Raw genomic sequence first — 16,911 nt, 5'->3', positions numbered from 1 at the left:
CATCGATGGACACACAACCCCTGGTCCTCGACCCGCTGGGTGCCGACATTCAGGGTGAGTCCGCCCGTATTCGTGCGCGCGGGCCGGTGACCCCGGTCGAATTGCCGGGCGGCGTGCGAGCGTGGTCGGTCACCGACGCCGACGTGCTCAAGCGCTTGCTGGCCGATCCCCGGGTGTCGAAGGACGGCAAGCAGCACTGGCCCGCGTTGATCAACGGCGAGATACCCCAGGACTGGCCGTTGTTGCCGTGGGTCGCGGTGAACAACATGTTCACCGCGTACGGTTCCGACCACCGCAGGCTGCGCAAACTCGTCGCGCCCGCCTTCACGCACCGCCGCACCCAAGCGATGCGCCCGATGGTCGAGCAGATCACGACGGACCTGCTCGGCGCGCTCGCCGCGACGCCGGCGGGCGAAGCGGTCGATCTCAGGGAAGGTTTCGCCTACCCGCTGCCGATCCAGGTCATCAGCGCGCTGATGGGCGTTCCGGAATACCTGAACGCCGGTCTGCGCACATGCGTCGACGGCATCTTCGACACGTCGCTCGGGCCCGAGGAGTCCCAGGCGAACTACATGGAGATGTACCGGATCCTGGGTGAGCTCGTCGCCTATCGGCGGGAGACACCCGGTGACGACATGACCAGCCTGCTGATCTCGCACCGGGACGAGGAGGACGGCTCGCAGCTGACCGAGCAGGAGTTGATCGACACGCTGCTGCTTGTCATCAGCGCGGGGCACGAGACCACGGTCAACCTGCTCGATCAGGCCGTCTTCGCGCTGCTGACCCACCCGGACCAGCGTGCCGAGGTGACCGAGGGGCGTGCGGCCTGGTCCGATCTGATCGAGGAGGCGCTGCGGTACGAGGCGCCGGTGGCGCACCTGCCGCTGCGCTTCGCCGCCGACGACATCGAGATCGACGGCCTGCGCATCGCCAAGGGCGAACCGATTCTCGCCTCCTACGCCGGGGCCAATCGCGATCCGAAACTGCACGGCCCCACCGCGAGCGAGTTCGACGTGCGGCGAGCGAGCAAGGAACATCTGGCCTTCGGCTACGGGGCCCATCACTGCCTGGGCGCACCCCTGGCGCGGCTGGAAGCCGAGGTCGCCCTGCCCGCGCTCTTCCAGCGCTTCCCGAACCTGCGCCTGGCGGCCGATCCCGCCGAACTCGGGAGCGTGTCCAGTTTCATCTCCAACGGGCACGCCAGGCTCCCGGTGTACCTGGCGGCGGACTAGGGGCTGGCCCGCGCCTCCGGTCGCCGCCGGAGGCGCGGCTCAGCGCAATGCTTCGACCAAGCCGGACTTGCGAGCCTTCGCGAGTCCGCGCCGGGCGAGAAAACCGTTGCCGAGCAACAGGATCGTCTTGTTCGGCGGCGCTTTGAACCCGGACGCGGTGTGCGGCGCGTACACCGCCTCGGTGCCGGAAACCTCGAGCCAGCCGGTGTTCTGCCGCGATTCCAAGCCGATCAACTGGGACCGATACTCGTGGGCCAGCAGCCCGGCGCGGCGTCCGCCTTGCGGCAGGCCCGCCGGGACGGTCAACCGCACACCGTCGGCGCTGCACCCGGTCACCTGCACCGGGACGACCGCCGGGTAGCCGTCGGCCTGCCGGTAACCGAGCAGCCGGTGCGGCAGCTTCGTCGCCTGGGCCGCGGTCCGGGCGACGTCCACCCGGGGGCCCGTCCCCTTCGCCGGAGGCTGCTGTGTCGCTGGTTCGACAGAAGGCGCTGCGGCACCGAGGATCTCGGGCGTGCCCGCCGCGTCGAGGTCCGGCCATACGACGATGCGGTCGACGGTCACGGTCACGACCACTCGATCGGCGTAGTAGGCGCGCAGCCACCGGTCCCAGAACACACCGCGCCGCGGTGCGCCCAGGTAGGGCGTGGCCTGGGCGCCGAGGCGGTCCAGCGCTTCCTGGTCGGGCGTCGGGTCGAACGCCGCGGTGCCCTGCACCAGCACGAATCGCGAGTTGTCCCGGCTTCCGATGCCGTGCTCGCGCGCGTGATATGCCAGCGCCACTTTGGGTTCCCGCTTCATTCGCTCCAGCTTGCGTCCGAACCCGAGTGAAGTCGTGAACCCCACCGTGCCCGCGGCCCGGTCGCGCAGCCCGATCGGCGACACCGCCGACACCACCGCGCCGCCCGCGGGCGTCACATACGCCGCGGCGCAAGTCAGATCGCCGCCGAGAACGTCGTCCACCTCGTCCGGCCAGGTAACCGCCATGGGACGGATTTTACTGCGCCGCCCTTGACGACGCGGCCGTCCGGAGCCGAGAGTGCGCAGATGGTTTCCACCGCCGAGGCGGCAGACACGACGCTGCGCAAGGTCACGATTCGCCTGCTGCCCTTTCTCGGGCTGCTGTACTTCGTCAACTATCTGGACCGGGTGAACATCGGGTTCGCCGGGCCGAGCGGCATGAAGACCGAGCTCGGGCTCACCGAGACCGCGTTCGGATTCGCCTCCGGCATATTCTTCGTCGGATACCTGCTGCTGGAGGTGCCGAGCAACCTGGCGCTGCACCGGTTCGGCGCCCGGCGCTGGATCGCCCGGATCATGGCCACCTGGGGGCTGGTGGCCACGGCGATGGCCTTCGTACCCGACGCCACCGTGCTGTATCTCCTGCGGTTCCTGCTGGGTGTGGTGGAGGCGGGCTTCTTTCCCGGCATCCTGCTCTATCTGACCTATTGGTTCCCGCAGGCGCAACGGGCGCGGATCGTCGCGTTGTTCATGATCGCGGTGCCCATGTCCACCGCGTTGGGCGCGACGGTGTCCAGCTTGATCATTCGATACGGCGACGGCGTCTTCGGGCTCAGCGGTTGGCGTTTCATGTTCTTGGTCGAGGGGTTGCCCGCCGTCGCGCTGGCGGTGGCGACCTGGTTCTATCTGACCGACCGTCCGGAGCAGGCGGGCTGGTTGACCTCCGCCGAACGTGAATGGCTGATTCGCGAACTCGCCGCGGAGCAGGCCACGTTGCGGCGCGCGGAGCACTGGACGGTGCGTCGTGCGCTGACCCATCCGCGGGTGCTCGGCCTCGCCTTCGTCTACGGCGGCATCGTCTACGGCCTGTATGCGCTGGGATTCTTCCTGCCGACGATCATCGACGGCTTCCAGCAGCAATACGGAGCGCACTACTCGGTGGTGCAGCGCGGACTGATCAATGCGGTGCCCTACCTCGTCGGGGCCGTGGTGATGGTGTGGTGGGGCAGGCACGGCGACCGGACCGGTGAGCGGGCTCGGCACGTCGCCCTGCCCGCGCTGCTGGGCGGTCTCGCCATCCCGGTGGCGCTGTATCTCGGCGATCCGTTCGCCGCGATGATCGCGGTCACGGTGTGCGCGGTGGGCGTGCTCGCGGCGCTGCCGACGTTCTGGGCCCTGCCCGGCACCTTCCTGTCCGGCGCGGCGGCGGCGGGCGGCATCGCGTTGATCAACTCGGTCGGCAACGTCAGCGGTTTCGTCGCGCCGTACGTCACCGGTGGGCTGAAGGACGTGACCGGCAGCCAGCGCGCCGGGCTCTGGGTGGTGGGATTGTGCATGATCGCCGCTCGCGGCGGGCGTCATGACGCTGCGGCGGCGAACCGGCGAGGATCCCGTCGACCGGAACGCGGATCTGTGATCCTCGGCCTGCCCATGGCCTCGCTCGCCGCCGAGTCCGTGGCACGATCCGTGCCGCCGAACCGCGGCCGCCGAGGTGAGGGCCAGGCCGTATGCAGAGATGCGCTCGCAATGTGGCGACCGCCACCATGCGTTTTCAGTGTCGGCACGGAAGTCGTTGTGGTGGACTATCATCCACGGCAATGTAGATCGGAAAGGGCTGATCTACCGGGCCGTCGTACGGGCGTCTCACCCTTGCCGACGTCGGCGTCTCAGACGACTGGCCGCCGCGGTTGTAGGGTGAGCGCTGCTCGTTCCGGCATGTTTGCGCGACGGTCGCGCGGGCATCCGGGGAAGACGCCGCATCACGCTGGGAGGACCGATGGCTACCGAAGACCGGACCGCAGTGTTCGACGCGGTGGTCGCGGCGGCGGACTATCCCGTGCTGCTGGTCACCGTGCAGGCGGACGGCCGGCGCGCCGGTTGTCTCGTCGGCTTCGCGACGCAGGTCAGCATCGAGCCGCGCCGGTTCCTGATCGGCCTGTCCAAGAAGAACTACACCTATCGGGTCGCGCAGCACGCCGACCGGCTCGCGGTGCATTTGCTCGGCAGCGAACAAGTCTCCCTCGCACGGCTTTTCGGCGGTGAGACCGGCGACGACATCGACAAGTTCGTGCACTGCGACTGGCGCCCGGGTCCGGGCGGCATCCCGGTGCTCAGCACGGTGCCCAGCTGGTTCGTCGCTCGTATCCGCGACCGCTACGACCTCGGTGATCACGTCGGGATGCTGCTGGAACCCGAGGACGGCGCCGTGCTGCGGCCCACCGCGGAGACGCTGCATTACCACTCGGTGGCGGATCTGGTTGCGGGCCATACCGTCTGAGTTGGTTCGGGACCGCCGCCCGGGCGCGAAAGCTATTTCAGTGCGTTCGCAAGTTCGAATCGTTCGGCGAAGGCGGACAACTCGTCTCTGGCTTGCTCAGGGTCCCCTGTGCTCGCGCTCACCACGATGCGCGTGACACCCTGTTCGGCCAGTCCCTCGACCCGCTCGACCGGCATGTCGATAGATCCCCAGCGCGTGTACTCGAACGCGCCGGGATCCCGGCCCGCCGCAGCGGCCGCGGTATGGGCGATCTCCAGCTGGGCGGCGCGTTCGGTGGGCCCGAGCACCCCGCCCGGGAAGTAACCGTCGCCGCGGGAACCGGCGCGCCGCGCCGCGGCGCGGCTCGATCCACCGACATGGATCGGCAGGTCGCCGCCGAGGGGTGTCGGATAACTGCACAGGTTCTCGAACCGGAAGAACTCGCCTTCGAAGCTCACCCCGTCCGCGCCGCCGGACCACAGCAGTCGCAGCACATCGATGGCCTCGTCGGCGCGGCGGCCTCGGGAGGCGAAATCGACGCCGACGGCCTGTGCCTCCCCGGGCAGGGTTCCCACCCCCACGGTGAGCAGGCGCATCCGTCCCTTGGACAGCACGTCGATCGTCGCGAGGCGTTTGGCCAGCACCACCGGATCGTGGTAGGGCAATAGCAGCACCGCGGTGCCGAGCAGGATCCGCTCGGTCGCTGCGGCCACGAAGCTCAGCGCGTCGAGGGGGTCGGCGAACGGCACCGAGGGCGTGATCTCCATCGGTCCGACCGCGGCGCCCGGGTACAGCGCGACGTGCTCGGGCAGGTAGATCGCTTCGAATCCGCAGCGCTCGGCGTGCTGGGCGTAGGCGATCAACCGGTCCGGGTCGACGCCGAAGAAGGGAGTGCTGTAGCTGACCGCGAACCTCACCGCGGCTCCTCGATCCGGTCGAACTCGCAGGCCGCCGCGAGCCGCTCGTGCAGCTGGCCCCGTACTCGCTCCAGCCGCGCCAGGTACGAATCGACCTCGGACAGCTTGCGCCGCAAGGTGGACACCGAGTCCGGGCAGACGTCTCCGGAGCCGTTGCCCGCCCGCAGGCAGGCGACGAACGGACGGATGTCGTCGAGATCGAAGCCCGCGCCGAGCAGTTCGCGGATCTGTGCCACGATCAGCACCTCCGCGTCGTCGTACGAGCGGTAACCGTTGGCGGCGCGGTGCGGCCGCACCAAACCGTGCTCCTCGTAGTAACGCAAGGCGCGCGTGCTGGTGCCCGCCCGCTCCGCCAGTTCGCCGATGCGCATCCGTCCTCCTTGTCTCCGCTACCGCCACGCTAAACCTTCTCGTCGACGTCAAGGCAAGTCGGCGCGGGCTGCGTACCCTCGGGGGAGATCAGCCGGCGAGCTTCGCTCGCCGATTCCCCTCGACCAGAGAGCATTTCGTGACGAATGCGCATTTCATCGTTCCGGTCCGCGACGGCGAGCGGGAATTGCTCGACCGGGTCGCCGACTTGGCGACCGGATTCGCGGCCGTGGCGGCCGACTACGACGAGCGCGCCGAGCTCGCCGTCGAGCATCTGGACGCGTTGCACGAGGCCGGCGCGGATGACGCGGTGCTGCCCGAATCGGCCGGTGGCGCGGGCCTGAGCTACCTTGGCCTCGGTCGTCTCGTCAGAATCCTGGCTCGAGCCGATCCGTCCACCGCGACGATCTGGACCATGCACGCGGGGGCGGGCGTCGCCCTCGCGGAATTCACCGGCGAGAGTTCGGGATCGTTCTTCGCCGACGAGCTGCGGGCGGGTAAGCGCTTCGCGAACGCGTTGTCCGAACCGGCGAGCGGAAACCGCTTCCTCCAGCCGCAGCACGTCGCCGAGCCGACCGCGGGCGGGTGGTTGCTGAGCGGGGCGAAGCGGTTCGTCTCCGGCAGCGAGATCGCCGATTATCTGCTGGTCAACGCGCTCGTGGCGGGTGAACCCGCTTTCTTCGGCGTGGTCCCCGACGAAACGGTATCGATCGTCCCGATCTGGGACACTCTCGGCCTGCGCGCCACCCGCAGCCAGCTGCTCGCGTTCGACGACACCGTGCTGCGTGCCGAGTACCGCGGCCGCGCGCCGCGTCCGGGAGATTTCGCGGTGATCCCGGCCGGGCTTCCCGCGATTTCGCTCGGCATCGCCGATGCCGCGCTGGACGCGCTGGTGGAACACGCGCGCACCAGGGAAATTCTCGGCAAGCCCTTGGCGCACCAGCAGTGGGTGCAGTACGAGGTCGCGGACGCGCAAACCCGGCTCGCCGCCGCGCACGCGCTCTACGAACAGGCATTGTGGCAGGCCGACCATGGGATCGCGCTGTTCTTCGACAACCTGGCCCGAGCCAAGTACCTCGCGAACAAGGTGGCGGTCGAAGTGGCGCAGCTCGGCGTTCGGGTCGGCGGCGGCTCGGGGTATCTGAAGCGGTCGCCGATCCAACGTCATCTGCGCGATGCCCAGGCCGGCCAGCTCATGGCGTATTCGACGGAGGTGATCGCCGGTGTGATCGGGCGGGGTGTCCTCGGCGTGCCGGACGAAGCGTGACTCGCGGGCGCTAGCGCGGCGAGCGCTTGTCGCGCCCCGGTGCGGTGTGGTTGTCGAGCAGGAACGCCGACATCGCCTCGGCTACGGCGGCGGGCTGGTCGAGCATGGACAGTACGTACGCGTCATCGATTTCGACCAGCCGGGCCGCGGGAATGAGTTCCGCGAGCCGGGGGCCGTGCTCGCGCGGCATCACCTTGCCCGCCGAAGACCACAGGATCAGGGCGTCTCCACGGAAGTCGCGCAGCGCTTCGGTATGGGCGATCAATTCTCGTTTCGGGAACGCCGACTTGGTGTAGGCGAGCAGGTCCCGCCGGATCCGTGCGTCGCGCAGCCCCGGCTCGGTCCAGCCGCGCACCAGCGCATCGGGCAATGGGCGCCGCGCCATCCAGCCGAACAGCAACGGCGAGCGGCGCAGCCACCCGACGCGCAACTGCCGCAGCGCCAGCGAGATACCGCCGGGGAGGTGAGTGGCGACGGTGGCCATCTTGCCCGGCAGGCCGGGCGGGAAGTTGTCGAACGCCTCGCACGGCAGCACGATCAGCCTGCCGACGCGTTCGTCCAACCCGTAGGCGGTGAGGAACAGCGCACCGCCCCAATCGCTGTGTACGAGCGTGACCTCGCGCAGGTCGAGTGCGGCGAGGAAGTCGGCGATCAGGTGGTTCAGGCCGCGCAAACTCAGGTCGACGCCGGGGCGCAGCGGCAGGGGATGGGCGCCGAGCGGCAGGTCCGGCAACAGGTACCGGAAGCCCTCGGGGAGGGCGTCGATCACCTGGTCCCAGACCGTGTGGTTCATCAGGAGGCCGTGCAGCAGGACGACCGGAGGTCCCTCGCCGCGCTCGACGTAGTGCACCCGTCCCGCGGGCAGTTCGATCACAGGCATGTCCGCCTCCATTCGAGCGATCACTCTAGAGTGCTTGCTCTAGTCTGGAAGGGTGACCGAGAAAATGTCAACCAGCACCCGGGAGCGCCTCGTCACCGCGATGGCCGAGTTGATGCGCACGCAGGGCTATGCGGGTACCAGCGTCAAGCAGCTCACCGTCGCCGCTCAGGCTCCGATGGGGTCGCTCTATCACCACTTTCCCGAGGGCAAACCGCAGATCGCCGCCGCGGCGCTGCGCACGTCCGGGGCCGCGTACATCCAGTTGCTCCCGCTGCTGCTCGACGCACACGACGACTTGCGCGAAGCGATACCCGCCGCCTTCGCGGCGGCCGCCGAACAGATCGAGCAGACCGGCTGGATCAACATGTGCCCGGTCGGCACCGTCGCGGGTGAGATCGCCGACAGCGAACCCGCGCTGCGCGACGTCGCCGCCGAAGTCATCGCCTCCTGGATCGACGAGGGCACCGACTACTTCGTTCGCCGCGGCCTGTCCACGGCGGACGCTCGCGATCTCATCCTCGCCGTTCTCACGAGCCTCGAGGGCGCTTTCGTCCTCAGCCGCACGCTGCGCTCGACGGAACCATTGCACGCGGCCGGCCGGTCCACGAGTGCCCGTATCGAACAGGTACTGGCCGGGGCGCGCGGTCAGCGCGCCGCGCACTCGGCCGAGTGACTAGCCGACGCCGATTTCGCGGCCACCGACTCCCGAGGTGAACTCCTTCCAGCGCCATGGCCCGCCCGCGTCGCTGGCCAGCGGCGGGGTGTCTTCCCCCGCGCCCGCCCGCAACCCGGAGATCAGGTGCCGGAGTGCGTCGACGGCGGTGAACCGAGGAGTCCAGCCCAGCTCCGCCCGCGCGCGGCCGGTGTCCATGATCGGCAGGTGCATCACCCCGTCCAACAGGTCCGGCGTAGCGGGCAGTGTCCGCGCGTGCCAGCCCATCGCGAGTGCGGCGCGGATCACCGAGGGCGGAACGGACACCACCCGGGCATCGAAGACCGCGGCCAGCCAGGAGCGATCGATCACCGGCTCCGCGGCCAGGTTGAACGGGCCACGGGCATCGGTCGCGATCGCGAGCGCGTACGCGCGTCCGACGTCGGCGCTGTGCACCGCCTGGAACCGCAGGCCGCGCGGAATCGGCAGGATCGGCGGGAGGCCCGGGCGCATCAGGCGGTTCGGCAACAGCGGACCGGCGAACAGACGCCGTTGCTGACTGGCGGTGTGCCTGCGGAAGATGAACGCCGGACGCATGCGAACCACGCGGCGATCCGGATTCTCGGCCTCGAACCGATCGAGCAGTCTTTCGACGTAAGCCTTCTCCCGCATGTAAGCGGCGGGTGGCCAGCCGTCGGTCGGCCAGCTCTCCGGCACCGGCTCGTCGCTCTGGCAGGGGGAGTAGGCGCCGACGGAGGAGGCGTAGACCAACGCGGGGACCTGCGCCGCGGCGACGGCGCGCAGCACGCGTTCCGTGCCGCCGACATTGGCGCGCCACGTGACCATGGGCTGATGGGTGGGCTGGAACAGCCATGCCAGATGCACGACCACGTCGGCTCCGTGGAAATGGGACTCCAGGTCGTCGGTTCGCACATCCGCGCGCACCCACTCCACACCCGGGCGAGGGATGCCCGGCACGCGCCGCGCGATCCCCACGATCGAACTGACTCCCGCTTCGGCCGACAGTGTCTCCAGCACGCTCGTTCCGACGTTTCCGGTGGCACCGACCACGACGACGCGCATATCTGCTCCTTGGCTCGGTGACGAGGTTCGAGAGCGACTTACCCAGGATGTCGGCGACGACACCGCGGTAGACCGGTGAATCGGATTCTTCCCGGCCGGGCCCGGCGACCGCCGGGTGCGGTAGCCCGAAGGCGCGGCCAGGACCGCGTCACGACGGGCGGGTGCGCATCCGGACGACCTGCGAACCAGCGGCGGACGGGAACCCGCTCGGGCTCCCGTCCGCCGCTCGTCTGCAAAACGTCACATATTCGATTGGGCGAGACGGTTGGCAAGCAGTTCCTTACCCATCCGGCCGCCCTTGCGGCTGTCGGCCTGCGCCTTGCGGAAGAACTCCACCAGCTCGGTGTCTCCGGCGCGTTCCGCGTCCTGGATGAACGTGTCCAGACGCAGTGCGTTCTCGAGGGACGCCTCGACGAACCAGATCAGGTTGTAGTCCTTGTCCCTGGTGCCGGTGATGGTGCCCGTTTCCTGCTGCTTGGTCATCTCCACTCCTTTCGCTTCTTCGTCGCCGAGCCGCGCGTCGCGTCAGTCCCGTCCGAGCGCGTGCGCCAGCTCCTTCTTCGTCATCTTCGAGCGGCCTTCGACATTGCGCTTCTTGGCCTCGTTGTACAGCTGGTCACGGGTCGGCCCTTGGGCGCCGCTGTGCGAACGCTGACCACCGCGCTGCTGCGGGGACTTGTCGTCGGTCGACGTCTTGCTCGCGGTCTTGGATTGTCCGGACTGGGCACGGTTCTTGTTGACCGTGCGAGCGGCGATCTCCTTCGCGCGCCCGGTGCTCGCGCCCCGGGATTTCGCCGAGTCCGCGATGTGCTCGTACTGGCGTTCCTGCTTGTCGGTCCAAGCCTTCGGCATGTCATCACCTCCTGTATCTGCGGTCTACCCCGGGAATCTCCGCGCAATCCGGATCGGGCCCGAATCGTCCGCCGGGCCCGGCCATCCGAAGCTTCCGAGAGCGCGACCGCTACTCCGGGAGGTGGTGAGTTGACGTCAGCAGGTGCTGGGCGCGGGCTCGCCGCGAACCCGGCCTTGGAGCCACGGCAGCACCGAGGGGGCGCCGAGGACCGCTGCGGTCAGATGCTCCACGTCGGCCACGCGCAGTGTCTGCACGGGCACCCCGGCCGAGCACCAATGGCGATTGGTGTTGTCGATGGCATCGATCGGAATCAGCCCATCGCTAGGTGAATGCCATTCGAAAATGGGGATTTCCGGGGCGCTCGGGTAGAGCTCCACACTGTTCTCCTCGACCACCGACCATGCGGCCGGAGTGTCGAAGACCGACGTGGAGGTCACGTAGTCGCGCGCGCTGCCGTTCACGCCCGCGGCGAGGATGTCGTTGGTGCAGCTGTTGGCCATCTGGTCGCGAAGCGCCAGACCGCGCTCGTTGAGTGACTGGCTGGTCGGCACACGGTCCGGGTACTCCCGTTCCAGGCCGATCGCCGTCGCCATGGCCAGGCCGAACGCCGGATGCGGTTCGAAACCCAACGCTTTGGCCATCGTCACCAGGTTCATCGGGGCACCGCCGATGGCCGCGCCCGCGAGCCGCAGGTCGGGCGCGTAGGTCGGTTGCAGCTCGGCCGCCCATGCCGTGGCGAGACCGCCGCCGGAGTAACCGGCCAGCGCGGTCGGGCTGCTCTGCAAGCCGAGTTCGGGTAGCTGTTTGGCCGCGCGGATACCGTCCAACGTGATCTGGCCGCCCAAACGCCCGGCGCCGAGCGCGAACTGCGGTCCGAGATGGTCCGGCAGCGCTACCGTCCAGCCCTGCGCCAGCATGACGTTCAACATCGGCGTCGTCAGCGACAGGTTCGGATCGTTGTGGTAGAGCAGGTGCGACACCGCGCAGTGCGTGCCGAGCGAGTTGATGAAGTGCTGGTACGACAGCAGCGGCATGCCGGGCCGCTGGCCGAGGGGGGTGAGGATCGTTGTCGTCGCCGAGATCGGCGCGCCCCGCGAATTCGTGGACCGGAACTCGACCAACCGGACGGTGGCGCCGGGGAACAGCGGAAGCGGTGGCAAGACGCGCGCGTCGAGTATGTCACCGGGACGGTGCGCCGCCAGATCGGCGGGCGCGGCGTAGAACGGGTCCGGATCGGGCTGCGGATAGAGCGGGTCCGCGGTTGCCGCCGTCCCGAGCAGAAGAGTGACTGCCATTCCGCAGCACGCGCCGATGGCACGGGCGGAACCGATGCGTTTACTGCCGAGCAAACGAAGAAACGGACGAGTCACGACCTTGACCTCCAGGGGTAGTTCGCCGCATTCGCCGAACAGTGGCGGGCATAAGAGTGCATCGTCGGCAAACTATCAGCAACCTGAAGTGGTGAGTTCGTGAATGCGCGAAAAATCTACTGGCCTCGAAGATAACTGGCGATTTTGGGGCGCTTCATTGTGGGTATCGTGATGCATAGCAACTGAACAGCCACTACTGGGAGAATCCCAGGGTCCGAAGCGGAGACCGCACATCCGCGCTGGGCATCCGATCCGCCGTCGGCCATGGCCGCGAACGTCCGGCGGTGTCCGTTCGTTTGTCACTTCGCGACCGAACGCATCCCGACGAGGGGTTGCGATGCGGGGCGAGCACGGCTTGGCTGGATCACATACACAGCGACGAGGTGCAGGGCGCAGGAAGGAGCGGTCATGGCCAAGACAGCAACCGAGAAGGTCCGCGAGTCCGGTTCCGAATCACCGGAGAAGGCACGTTCCGCGCCGCCCACCGAGACCGAAGCGCCGACCGGCTCCGACACCGCGACCGCAGAGCGCGGCGGGGTGCGTGTCCCGGTTCCGACGCTCGGGATGCGGATGGCGCGAGTTCCGCTGCCGCCAGGGCCGCGCAGCGTGGCGACCGGTGTTTCCTCGGCGACCACGGCGGTGCTCAATCGAGTACCGGACCGGGAGTCGTTGCTCTATTTCGGCGGGCTCGGGGCGGCGGCGGTCACCGGGCTGGTCTCGTGGCCGGTCGCCGGGGCGATCGGCGTCGGCGTCTGGGTGGCCGAGCATGCCCGTCGTTCGCCGGTGCCTGCGGGAGACGGGGCCGAAAAATGACCTGACACGCGATGCCACCTAGCGCCGCCTCAACCGCGCCAGCTTTCGAGGACGCGGTCGACGGTGGGCCGGATACGAGCCCTGGCCTCCGAGCGGGGGATGCCGGTCATGAGGAGATGGTCGTAGTCGGTGTCGCGGTGGCGGATGGAAGCTATCACGGCGAGGGTGAGCGCTTCGGCGGACAGGAGTTTGGCGGCGGCGGTGCGGCCTACGCGGCCGCTGCCGCGGGCGGCGGCGTGTTCGGCGATCTCGGTGGCGCGGTCGGCGGGGCAGCGGGGGAACAGCCGCCGGATCTCGTCGGACATTCGGGCGCGGTATTCGACGTCCTCGGCGGCGCGGCGCACGCGGTCGCGGTCGCGGCGGCGGGAACGGGCCTCTTCGTCGGCCAGGCATTGCTGTTCGGCGCGGGTGAGGGCGGCTTCCTCGACGAGGATGCCCAGCCGTTCGTAGCGTTTGCGCCGCCGGTTGAAGCGGACGACCACGGCGGCGAGGGTGCTCTCCTTCTTGGCGCGCCGGCTCAACGCCGCGTTCCCGGCCGGCAGGAACTCCAGATGATCCAGGTCCGAACAGGTGAGGCACAGCGGCCCGGCCGCGGAGGTGATCAGATACGAGCCGGTCTCGGCGCATTCCGCGCACGTCCAAGGTTCAGCGGCCTCGACCACCGTCAGATCCGGGGCCCGGTTCTGGCGCTGGACGACCTGCTCGCGCCGCGCCGGGCTGAGCTCCGCCGAGAGCCAGTGCACCCGGAACACCGTGTCGTCGCCGTCGTCGACGAACCGCAACGCCTCGCGGTCGCGGCCGCTCGACAGATACGCCGCTGTGCTCGCGTTCAGCCCGTGCTCGCGGGCCCACTCGCCCAGCAGATCCGCCGCTTCGAGCATTCGTCGCCCGTCCACCGCCGTGACCTGCTCCAGCGACGGCGCCTGCCCCTGTCGCCAGCGATCGACCTGACCGGACCGCACCCACCCCAGGACGGCGAACACATCGACCGCCGACACGTATTCGCGTTGGGCCAGCGCCGCTTCCGCAGCCTCGACCACCCGTCGCCGCAGCTTGGACACGAGTTCGAACCCTAGCGCACGCCGCGATGGGCGCAGGACGGTGCCGATGCGGCGGATTCGACTTCGCGAAAACCTAGGCGTCGGCGCGTCTCTGGGCATTCGACTGGAGACCGCGGGCGACGGCTACACCCGGTACTACCTCGACCCGAACCCGGCCACGATCAACGCGATGTTCACCGTGCACGGCGGTGTGCTGGCCACGTTGATGGACACGGCGATGGGCAGCGCCGTCTTCACCGAACTCGGTGACGGCGTGGCCTAAACGACATTGGAGCCGTCGGGCCGGGGAACGGCCCGATGGCAACACGGTCAGCTGCCGACCACCTCGATCTTCGCTTCGTCGACCTTGATGTTCTGGTCGGTCGGGTTGCCCTGGGGTTTCACGGTGAGGCGCGACTTCTCGACGCCCGCGGACTCGAGTTCTGCCGCGATGTTGTCGCCCCTGGCCTTGGCCACGGATTTGGCGGTGGCGGGGTTCTCGTCCTCGGCGTAGGTCGTGATCTCCACCTTGGCGTCGTTGCCTTTCAACGGGACTGCCACCACTTTGATGGTGGCGACGTCCGTCCCGCTGAGGTCGGAGCTGCCGCTGTCGAAGGTGATCGGCGCGGCGGCCAGCGCCGCGTTGATCGCGTCCTGGATCACCTGCTGCGCGGTGTTCAGGCCCGAGCGCACGGCCGAGGACGCGGTCGCGGCCAGGCTGCTGCGCAGGGGGTGGGTCTGCTCGGTCGTCGTCGCCGAAGAATTCGAGCCGTCGTCGGACCCGCACGCCGCGGTCACGAGCAGCGCGACGGCCACAGCGGCGATTCCACTGACGCTTTTCTTGGAAATCATCTGCCTACTCCTGTTTCGGTGGAGAAATCCCGTGTGCGCCATTCGGTGCGATGCGTGGAATTGCCCGGGAACAGGCCCGCACGCATACGTGTGTCCAATGCTGTCGGTGCACTCGATCCTTGCACAGGCACGCGGCCCCGGAGTGCCGTTTCGCGGGTCGCCGCATTTCCCGGTCACGAGCGGCGCAATTGTTGCCGGAATGTGCGCGAGTCGCCATGAGCACGGCGTAGCGTCGATTCGGCGAAATGCGGAAGTTCTCCTGGCCGGGCGACGACCGGTTCCGGATGGACGTCGAGACGGAGCGGACCAGTCGCGCGAATCCGCCCCTCGCGGCCGGATGAGCAGAGGAAGTGAATCGCGGTGCGGTGGTGAAGTTGTCCGTGGCATTGGCCCGGGAAGTCTCGCTGGCACGGAGCCGGGCAGCGACCGGATGGCTGCGCGGAACGCCCCAGGGCCGCACCGTGCGCCGGATGATCGATGGCTTGGCGGAGGTCCAGATCGTCGATCGGTCGATGGTGCTCGCCGCGCAGATCTTCACCTCGGTGCTGCCGGTGATCATCGCCGCGTCCGTGTTCAGCGGGTGGCATGCGGCGGCGGAGACGATCAACGACCAGTTGGGGTTCGATTCCGGCTCTCTGGGCGCCGAAACCGGCACGAGTTCGGGCGACCCGACGCTGGCGGCGTTCGGTGTGGTCGGACTGCTCATGGTCGTGCTCGGCGGCACCTCGTTCGCGCGCGCGCTCGCTCGCGTCTACGCGGCGGTATGGAAGGTGCCGACCCTTGGCCCGCGCGATGCGTGGCGCTGGCTCGCCGCGCTGCTCGCCGTCGCCATCGCGGTGGCGCTGGTGGGGCAGACCAGGGAGCTCACGCGAATCCGGTACGCGGGTGGACCGCTCGCCCTGGCCGGTGAGCTGGTCGTCTGGGCTTGCGTCTGGACGGTCGCGCCTTTCCTGCTCACGAAGGGAGCGCTGACCGGGCGGCCGTTGTGGGTGTCCGGAGTGCTCACTGCGGCCGGTCTGACCGCGATGCACGCGGTGGGGCGGGTGGTGCTGCCGCGGACCACGGCGAACGCCGAAGCGCACTTCGGTCCGCTCGGGCTGGCCTTCACCACGGTCAGTTGGCTTTTCGTCCTGTCGATGGTGATCGTGGGCGCGGCGGCGGTTGTCAAGGCGCTCGCTCTGGACGAGACCGCCGTCGGTCGTTTTCTGCGCGGTCCGCAGCAGAACGGCGCGTGATGCGGCAGGGAGCTCGCTCTTCTCGAAAACCTCTGTGTATCAGGCCTTCTCGGTGAGCTACCAGTCGACCTCGCCGAGTTCGTGCAGCCTGCGGAAGACCAGCATCGAGCCGGGTGCGACGTGGTCCATGGCGGCGTACTCGCGCACGGTGAAGTAGCGCAGTTCGGCGATCTCGCTGGTGGGTCGCGGATCCCCGTCGAGTTCCGCGGTGAAACAGGTCATGTGCAGCTGGGTGCCGGGGGCGTGCCCGTACGCCTCGGCCCGGAACACGCCGAGTTCGTCGTAGGCGACGACGCCGACGCCGAGTTCTTCGCGCACCTCGCGGTGCAATGCCGCCTCGGGCGTCTCACCCGGGTCGATCTTGCCGCCGGCCATGTAGAAGACGTCCTTGCCGACCGAGCGCGCCTGCAGCAGGCGGCGATCCCGGACATGGGCCAGCGCGGCGGTGCGAATCACCGGCCCACTGTACTGAGCGGACCGAACGCGACGTCAACCGGATTTCCGGCGGTTCGGGCCGCTCAGTGCTCGAGCACGGCGCGGTGCAGGAGCTCGCCGATGCGCCGGTGGATCAGCGCGGTGTCGTCACCGTCGGCGACGAACTCCAGGAACAGCGCCGCACCGGCCGCCAGCGCGATGACGGCCCTGGCATCCAGTTCGGATCGCGCACGCGATTCGGTGTCGCCCGCGGCGAACAGCGCGGCCGCGGGGGTGCTGAATCCGGCCCACAGCCGGTCGCGCAATTGCCGATCGCGATCGAGCGCGGTCAGCAGGCCGGGCACGGCCGCGCGAACATCGTCCCGCGCGAACAGTTCCCGGCTGCCGCGCAGCACCCACTCGATCCATCCCTTCCGATCGGTTCCCTCGAACGGGCCCAGATCCGGCGTCTCACCGAGGACGGCGTGCAGCACCAGTTCGGCCTTCGATTGCCAGCGGCGACCGATGGACGCCCGGCCGACCCCCGCGCGTGCCGCCACCGCCCGCACGCTCAATTCGTCCCAACCCACCTCGACCAGCATCTCCCGCACGCTCGCCAGCACGCGCTGCTCGACCGACTCGTCCCGGGGCCGGCCCGCGCTCCGGGTCGCCGACTGCGGGTCCTGCGCCGTTTCGCCCATGCCGCTCCCTGACCTC

Annotated in this window: 19 protein-coding genes and 1 pseudogene; 8 read left to right on the top strand and 12 right to left on the bottom strand. The window is 69.0% G+C overall.

What is annotated here, in order from left to right; all coding sequences use genetic code 11:
• Positions 1–5 precede the first annotated feature (5 nt).
• Complete coding sequence (locus ABZ824_RS23740) at positions 6–1,232, top strand: cytochrome P450 (protein WP_356965390.1); 1,227 nt, start codon at positions 6–8, stop codon at positions 1,230–1,232.
• A 39-nt stretch (positions 1,233–1,271) separates the two neighbouring features.
• On the opposite strand, the gene ABZ824_RS23735 is transcribed toward ABZ824_RS23740, so the two are convergent.
• On the bottom strand, positions 1,272–2,219 hold the full coding sequence (locus tag ABZ824_RS23735; protein ID WP_356965389.1) for a hypothetical protein: 948 nt from the start codon (positions 2,217–2,219) through the stop codon (positions 1,272–1,274).
• A gap of 60 nt (positions 2,220–2,279) precedes the next feature.
• Here ABZ824_RS23735 and ABZ824_RS23730 point away from each other — a divergent pair.
• Both ABZ824_RS23730 and ABZ824_RS23725 read left to right on the top strand, forming a co-directional pair.
• A pseudogene (locus ABZ824_RS23730) lies at positions 2,280–3,539 on the top strand (MFS transporter); the annotation flags it as partial.
• A gap of 430 nt (positions 3,540–3,969) precedes the next feature.
• Positions 3,970–4,470 (top strand): flavin reductase family protein, encoded by a 501-nt coding sequence (locus tag ABZ824_RS23725; protein WP_355076557.1) that lies wholly within the window; start codon positions 3,970–3,972, stop codon positions 4,468–4,470.
• 32 nt (positions 4,471–4,502) lie between these two features.
• On the opposite strand, the gene ABZ824_RS23720 is transcribed toward ABZ824_RS23725, so the two are convergent.
• Both ABZ824_RS23720 and ABZ824_RS23715 read right to left on the bottom strand, forming a co-directional pair.
• Complete coding sequence (locus ABZ824_RS23720; protein WP_356965388.1) at positions 4,503–5,366, bottom strand: TIGR03619 family F420-dependent LLM class oxidoreductase; 864 nt, start codon at positions 5,364–5,366, stop codon at positions 4,503–4,505.
• Entirely contained in the window at positions 5,363–5,737 is a 375-nt protein-coding gene (locus ABZ824_RS23715; RefSeq protein ID WP_355076553.1) for a MerR family transcriptional regulator, read from the bottom strand. Before ABZ824_RS23715 ends, ABZ824_RS23720 begins: the two co-directional genes overlap by 4 nt.
• Positions 5,738–5,874: 137 nt before the next feature.
• Between ABZ824_RS23715 and ABZ824_RS23710 the strand changes: the two genes are divergently transcribed.
• Positions 5,875–7,002, top strand: a complete 1,128-nt coding sequence (locus tag ABZ824_RS23710; RefSeq protein WP_356965387.1) for an acyl-CoA dehydrogenase family protein — start codon at positions 5,875–5,877, stop codon at positions 7,000–7,002.
• Positions 7,003–7,012: 10 nt separating this feature from the next.
• On the opposite strand, the gene ABZ824_RS23705 is transcribed toward ABZ824_RS23710, so the two are convergent.
• The gene (locus ABZ824_RS23705; protein ID WP_356965386.1) at positions 7,013–7,882 is read right to left on the bottom strand and encodes an alpha/beta hydrolase; all 870 of its coding nucleotides are present in this window, start codon (positions 7,880–7,882) and stop codon (positions 7,013–7,015) included.
• Between the two features lie 64 nt (positions 7,883–7,946).
• Between ABZ824_RS23705 and ABZ824_RS23700 the strand changes: the two genes are divergently transcribed.
• The gene (locus ABZ824_RS23700) at positions 7,947–8,555 is read left to right on the top strand and encodes a TetR/AcrR family transcriptional regulator (RefSeq protein WP_356965583.1); all 609 of its coding nucleotides are present in this window, start codon (positions 7,947–7,949) and stop codon (positions 8,553–8,555) included.
• On the opposite strand, the gene ABZ824_RS23695 is transcribed toward ABZ824_RS23700, so the two are convergent.
• From ABZ824_RS23695 to ABZ824_RS23680, 4 genes are all read right to left on the bottom strand, one after another.
• A complete protein-coding gene (locus ABZ824_RS23695; RefSeq protein WP_355076545.1) occupies positions 8,556–9,617 on the bottom strand; it encodes an NAD-dependent epimerase/dehydratase family protein in 1,062 nt (353 codons plus the stop codon).
• Positions 9,618–9,857: 240 nt separating this feature from the next.
• The gene (locus tag ABZ824_RS23690) at positions 9,858–10,100 is read right to left on the bottom strand and encodes a hypothetical protein (protein WP_355076543.1); all 243 of its coding nucleotides are present in this window, start codon (positions 10,098–10,100) and stop codon (positions 9,858–9,860) included.
• 42 nt (positions 10,101–10,142) lie between these two features.
• Complete coding sequence (locus ABZ824_RS23685) at positions 10,143–10,469, bottom strand: plasmid stabilization protein (RefSeq protein WP_355076542.1); 327 nt, start codon at positions 10,467–10,469, stop codon at positions 10,143–10,145.
• 135 nt (positions 10,470–10,604) lie between these two features.
• Positions 10,605–11,765: a lipase family protein gene (locus ABZ824_RS23680; RefSeq protein ID WP_355076540.1), complete on the bottom strand. Its 1,161-nt coding sequence runs from the start codon at positions 11,763–11,765 to the stop codon at positions 10,605–10,607.
• Positions 11,766–12,248: 483 nt separating this feature from the next.
• On the opposite strand from ABZ824_RS23680, the gene ABZ824_RS23675 reads away from it, so the two are divergent.
• The gene (locus ABZ824_RS23675; protein WP_355076538.1) at positions 12,249–12,653 is read left to right on the top strand and encodes a hypothetical protein; all 405 of its coding nucleotides are present in this window, start codon (positions 12,249–12,251) and stop codon (positions 12,651–12,653) included.
• A gap of 29 nt (positions 12,654–12,682) precedes the next feature.
• Here ABZ824_RS23675 and ABZ824_RS23670 read toward each other — a convergent pair whose 3' ends face one another.
• The gene (locus ABZ824_RS23670) at positions 12,683–13,714 is read right to left on the bottom strand and encodes a DUF2293 domain-containing protein (protein ID WP_356965385.1); all 1,032 of its coding nucleotides are present in this window, start codon (positions 13,712–13,714) and stop codon (positions 12,683–12,685) included.
• A 46-nt stretch (positions 13,715–13,760) separates the two neighbouring features.
• Here ABZ824_RS23670 and ABZ824_RS23665 point away from each other — a divergent pair, with 46 nt between their 5' ends.
• Positions 13,761–13,976: a PaaI family thioesterase gene (locus ABZ824_RS23665; RefSeq protein WP_356965384.1), complete on the top strand. Its 216-nt coding sequence runs from the start codon at positions 13,761–13,763 to the stop codon at positions 13,974–13,976.
• Positions 13,977–14,023: 47 nt separating this feature from the next.
• Here ABZ824_RS23665 and ABZ824_RS23660 read toward each other — a convergent pair whose 3' ends face one another.
• Positions 14,024–14,545, bottom strand: coding sequence for an OmpA family protein (locus tag ABZ824_RS23660; protein WP_356965383.1), 522 nt, complete (start codon positions 14,543–14,545; stop codon positions 14,024–14,026).
• 380 nt (positions 14,546–14,925) lie between these two features.
• Between ABZ824_RS23660 and ABZ824_RS23655 the strand changes: the two genes are divergently transcribed.
• The gene (locus tag ABZ824_RS23655) at positions 14,926–15,780 is read left to right on the top strand and encodes a hypothetical protein (RefSeq protein ID WP_356965582.1); all 855 of its coding nucleotides are present in this window, start codon (positions 14,926–14,928) and stop codon (positions 15,778–15,780) included.
• 57 nt (positions 15,781–15,837) lie between these two features.
• On the opposite strand, the gene ABZ824_RS23650 is transcribed toward ABZ824_RS23655, so the two are convergent.
• Entirely contained in the window at positions 15,838–16,236 is a 399-nt protein-coding gene (locus ABZ824_RS23650; protein ID WP_356965382.1) for an NUDIX domain-containing protein, read from the bottom strand.
• Between the two features lie 62 nt (positions 16,237–16,298).
• Positions 16,299–16,895 carry a helix-turn-helix domain-containing protein gene (locus ABZ824_RS23645; protein ID WP_356965381.1) on the bottom strand — a complete coding sequence of 199 codons (597 nt, stop codon included), beginning with the start codon at positions 16,893–16,895 and terminating at the stop codon, positions 16,299–16,301.
• Positions 16,896–16,911: the final 16 nt, after the last annotated feature.

It is taken from the genome of Nocardia sp. NPDC047038, assembly GCF_040644075.1.
Classification (GTDB): domain Bacteria; phylum Actinomycetota; class Actinomycetes; order Mycobacteriales; family Mycobacteriaceae; genus Nocardia; species Nocardia sichangensis.
Note: the sequence above shows the minus strand (reverse complement) of the source record. Positions and strands in the feature narration are given on the sequence as shown.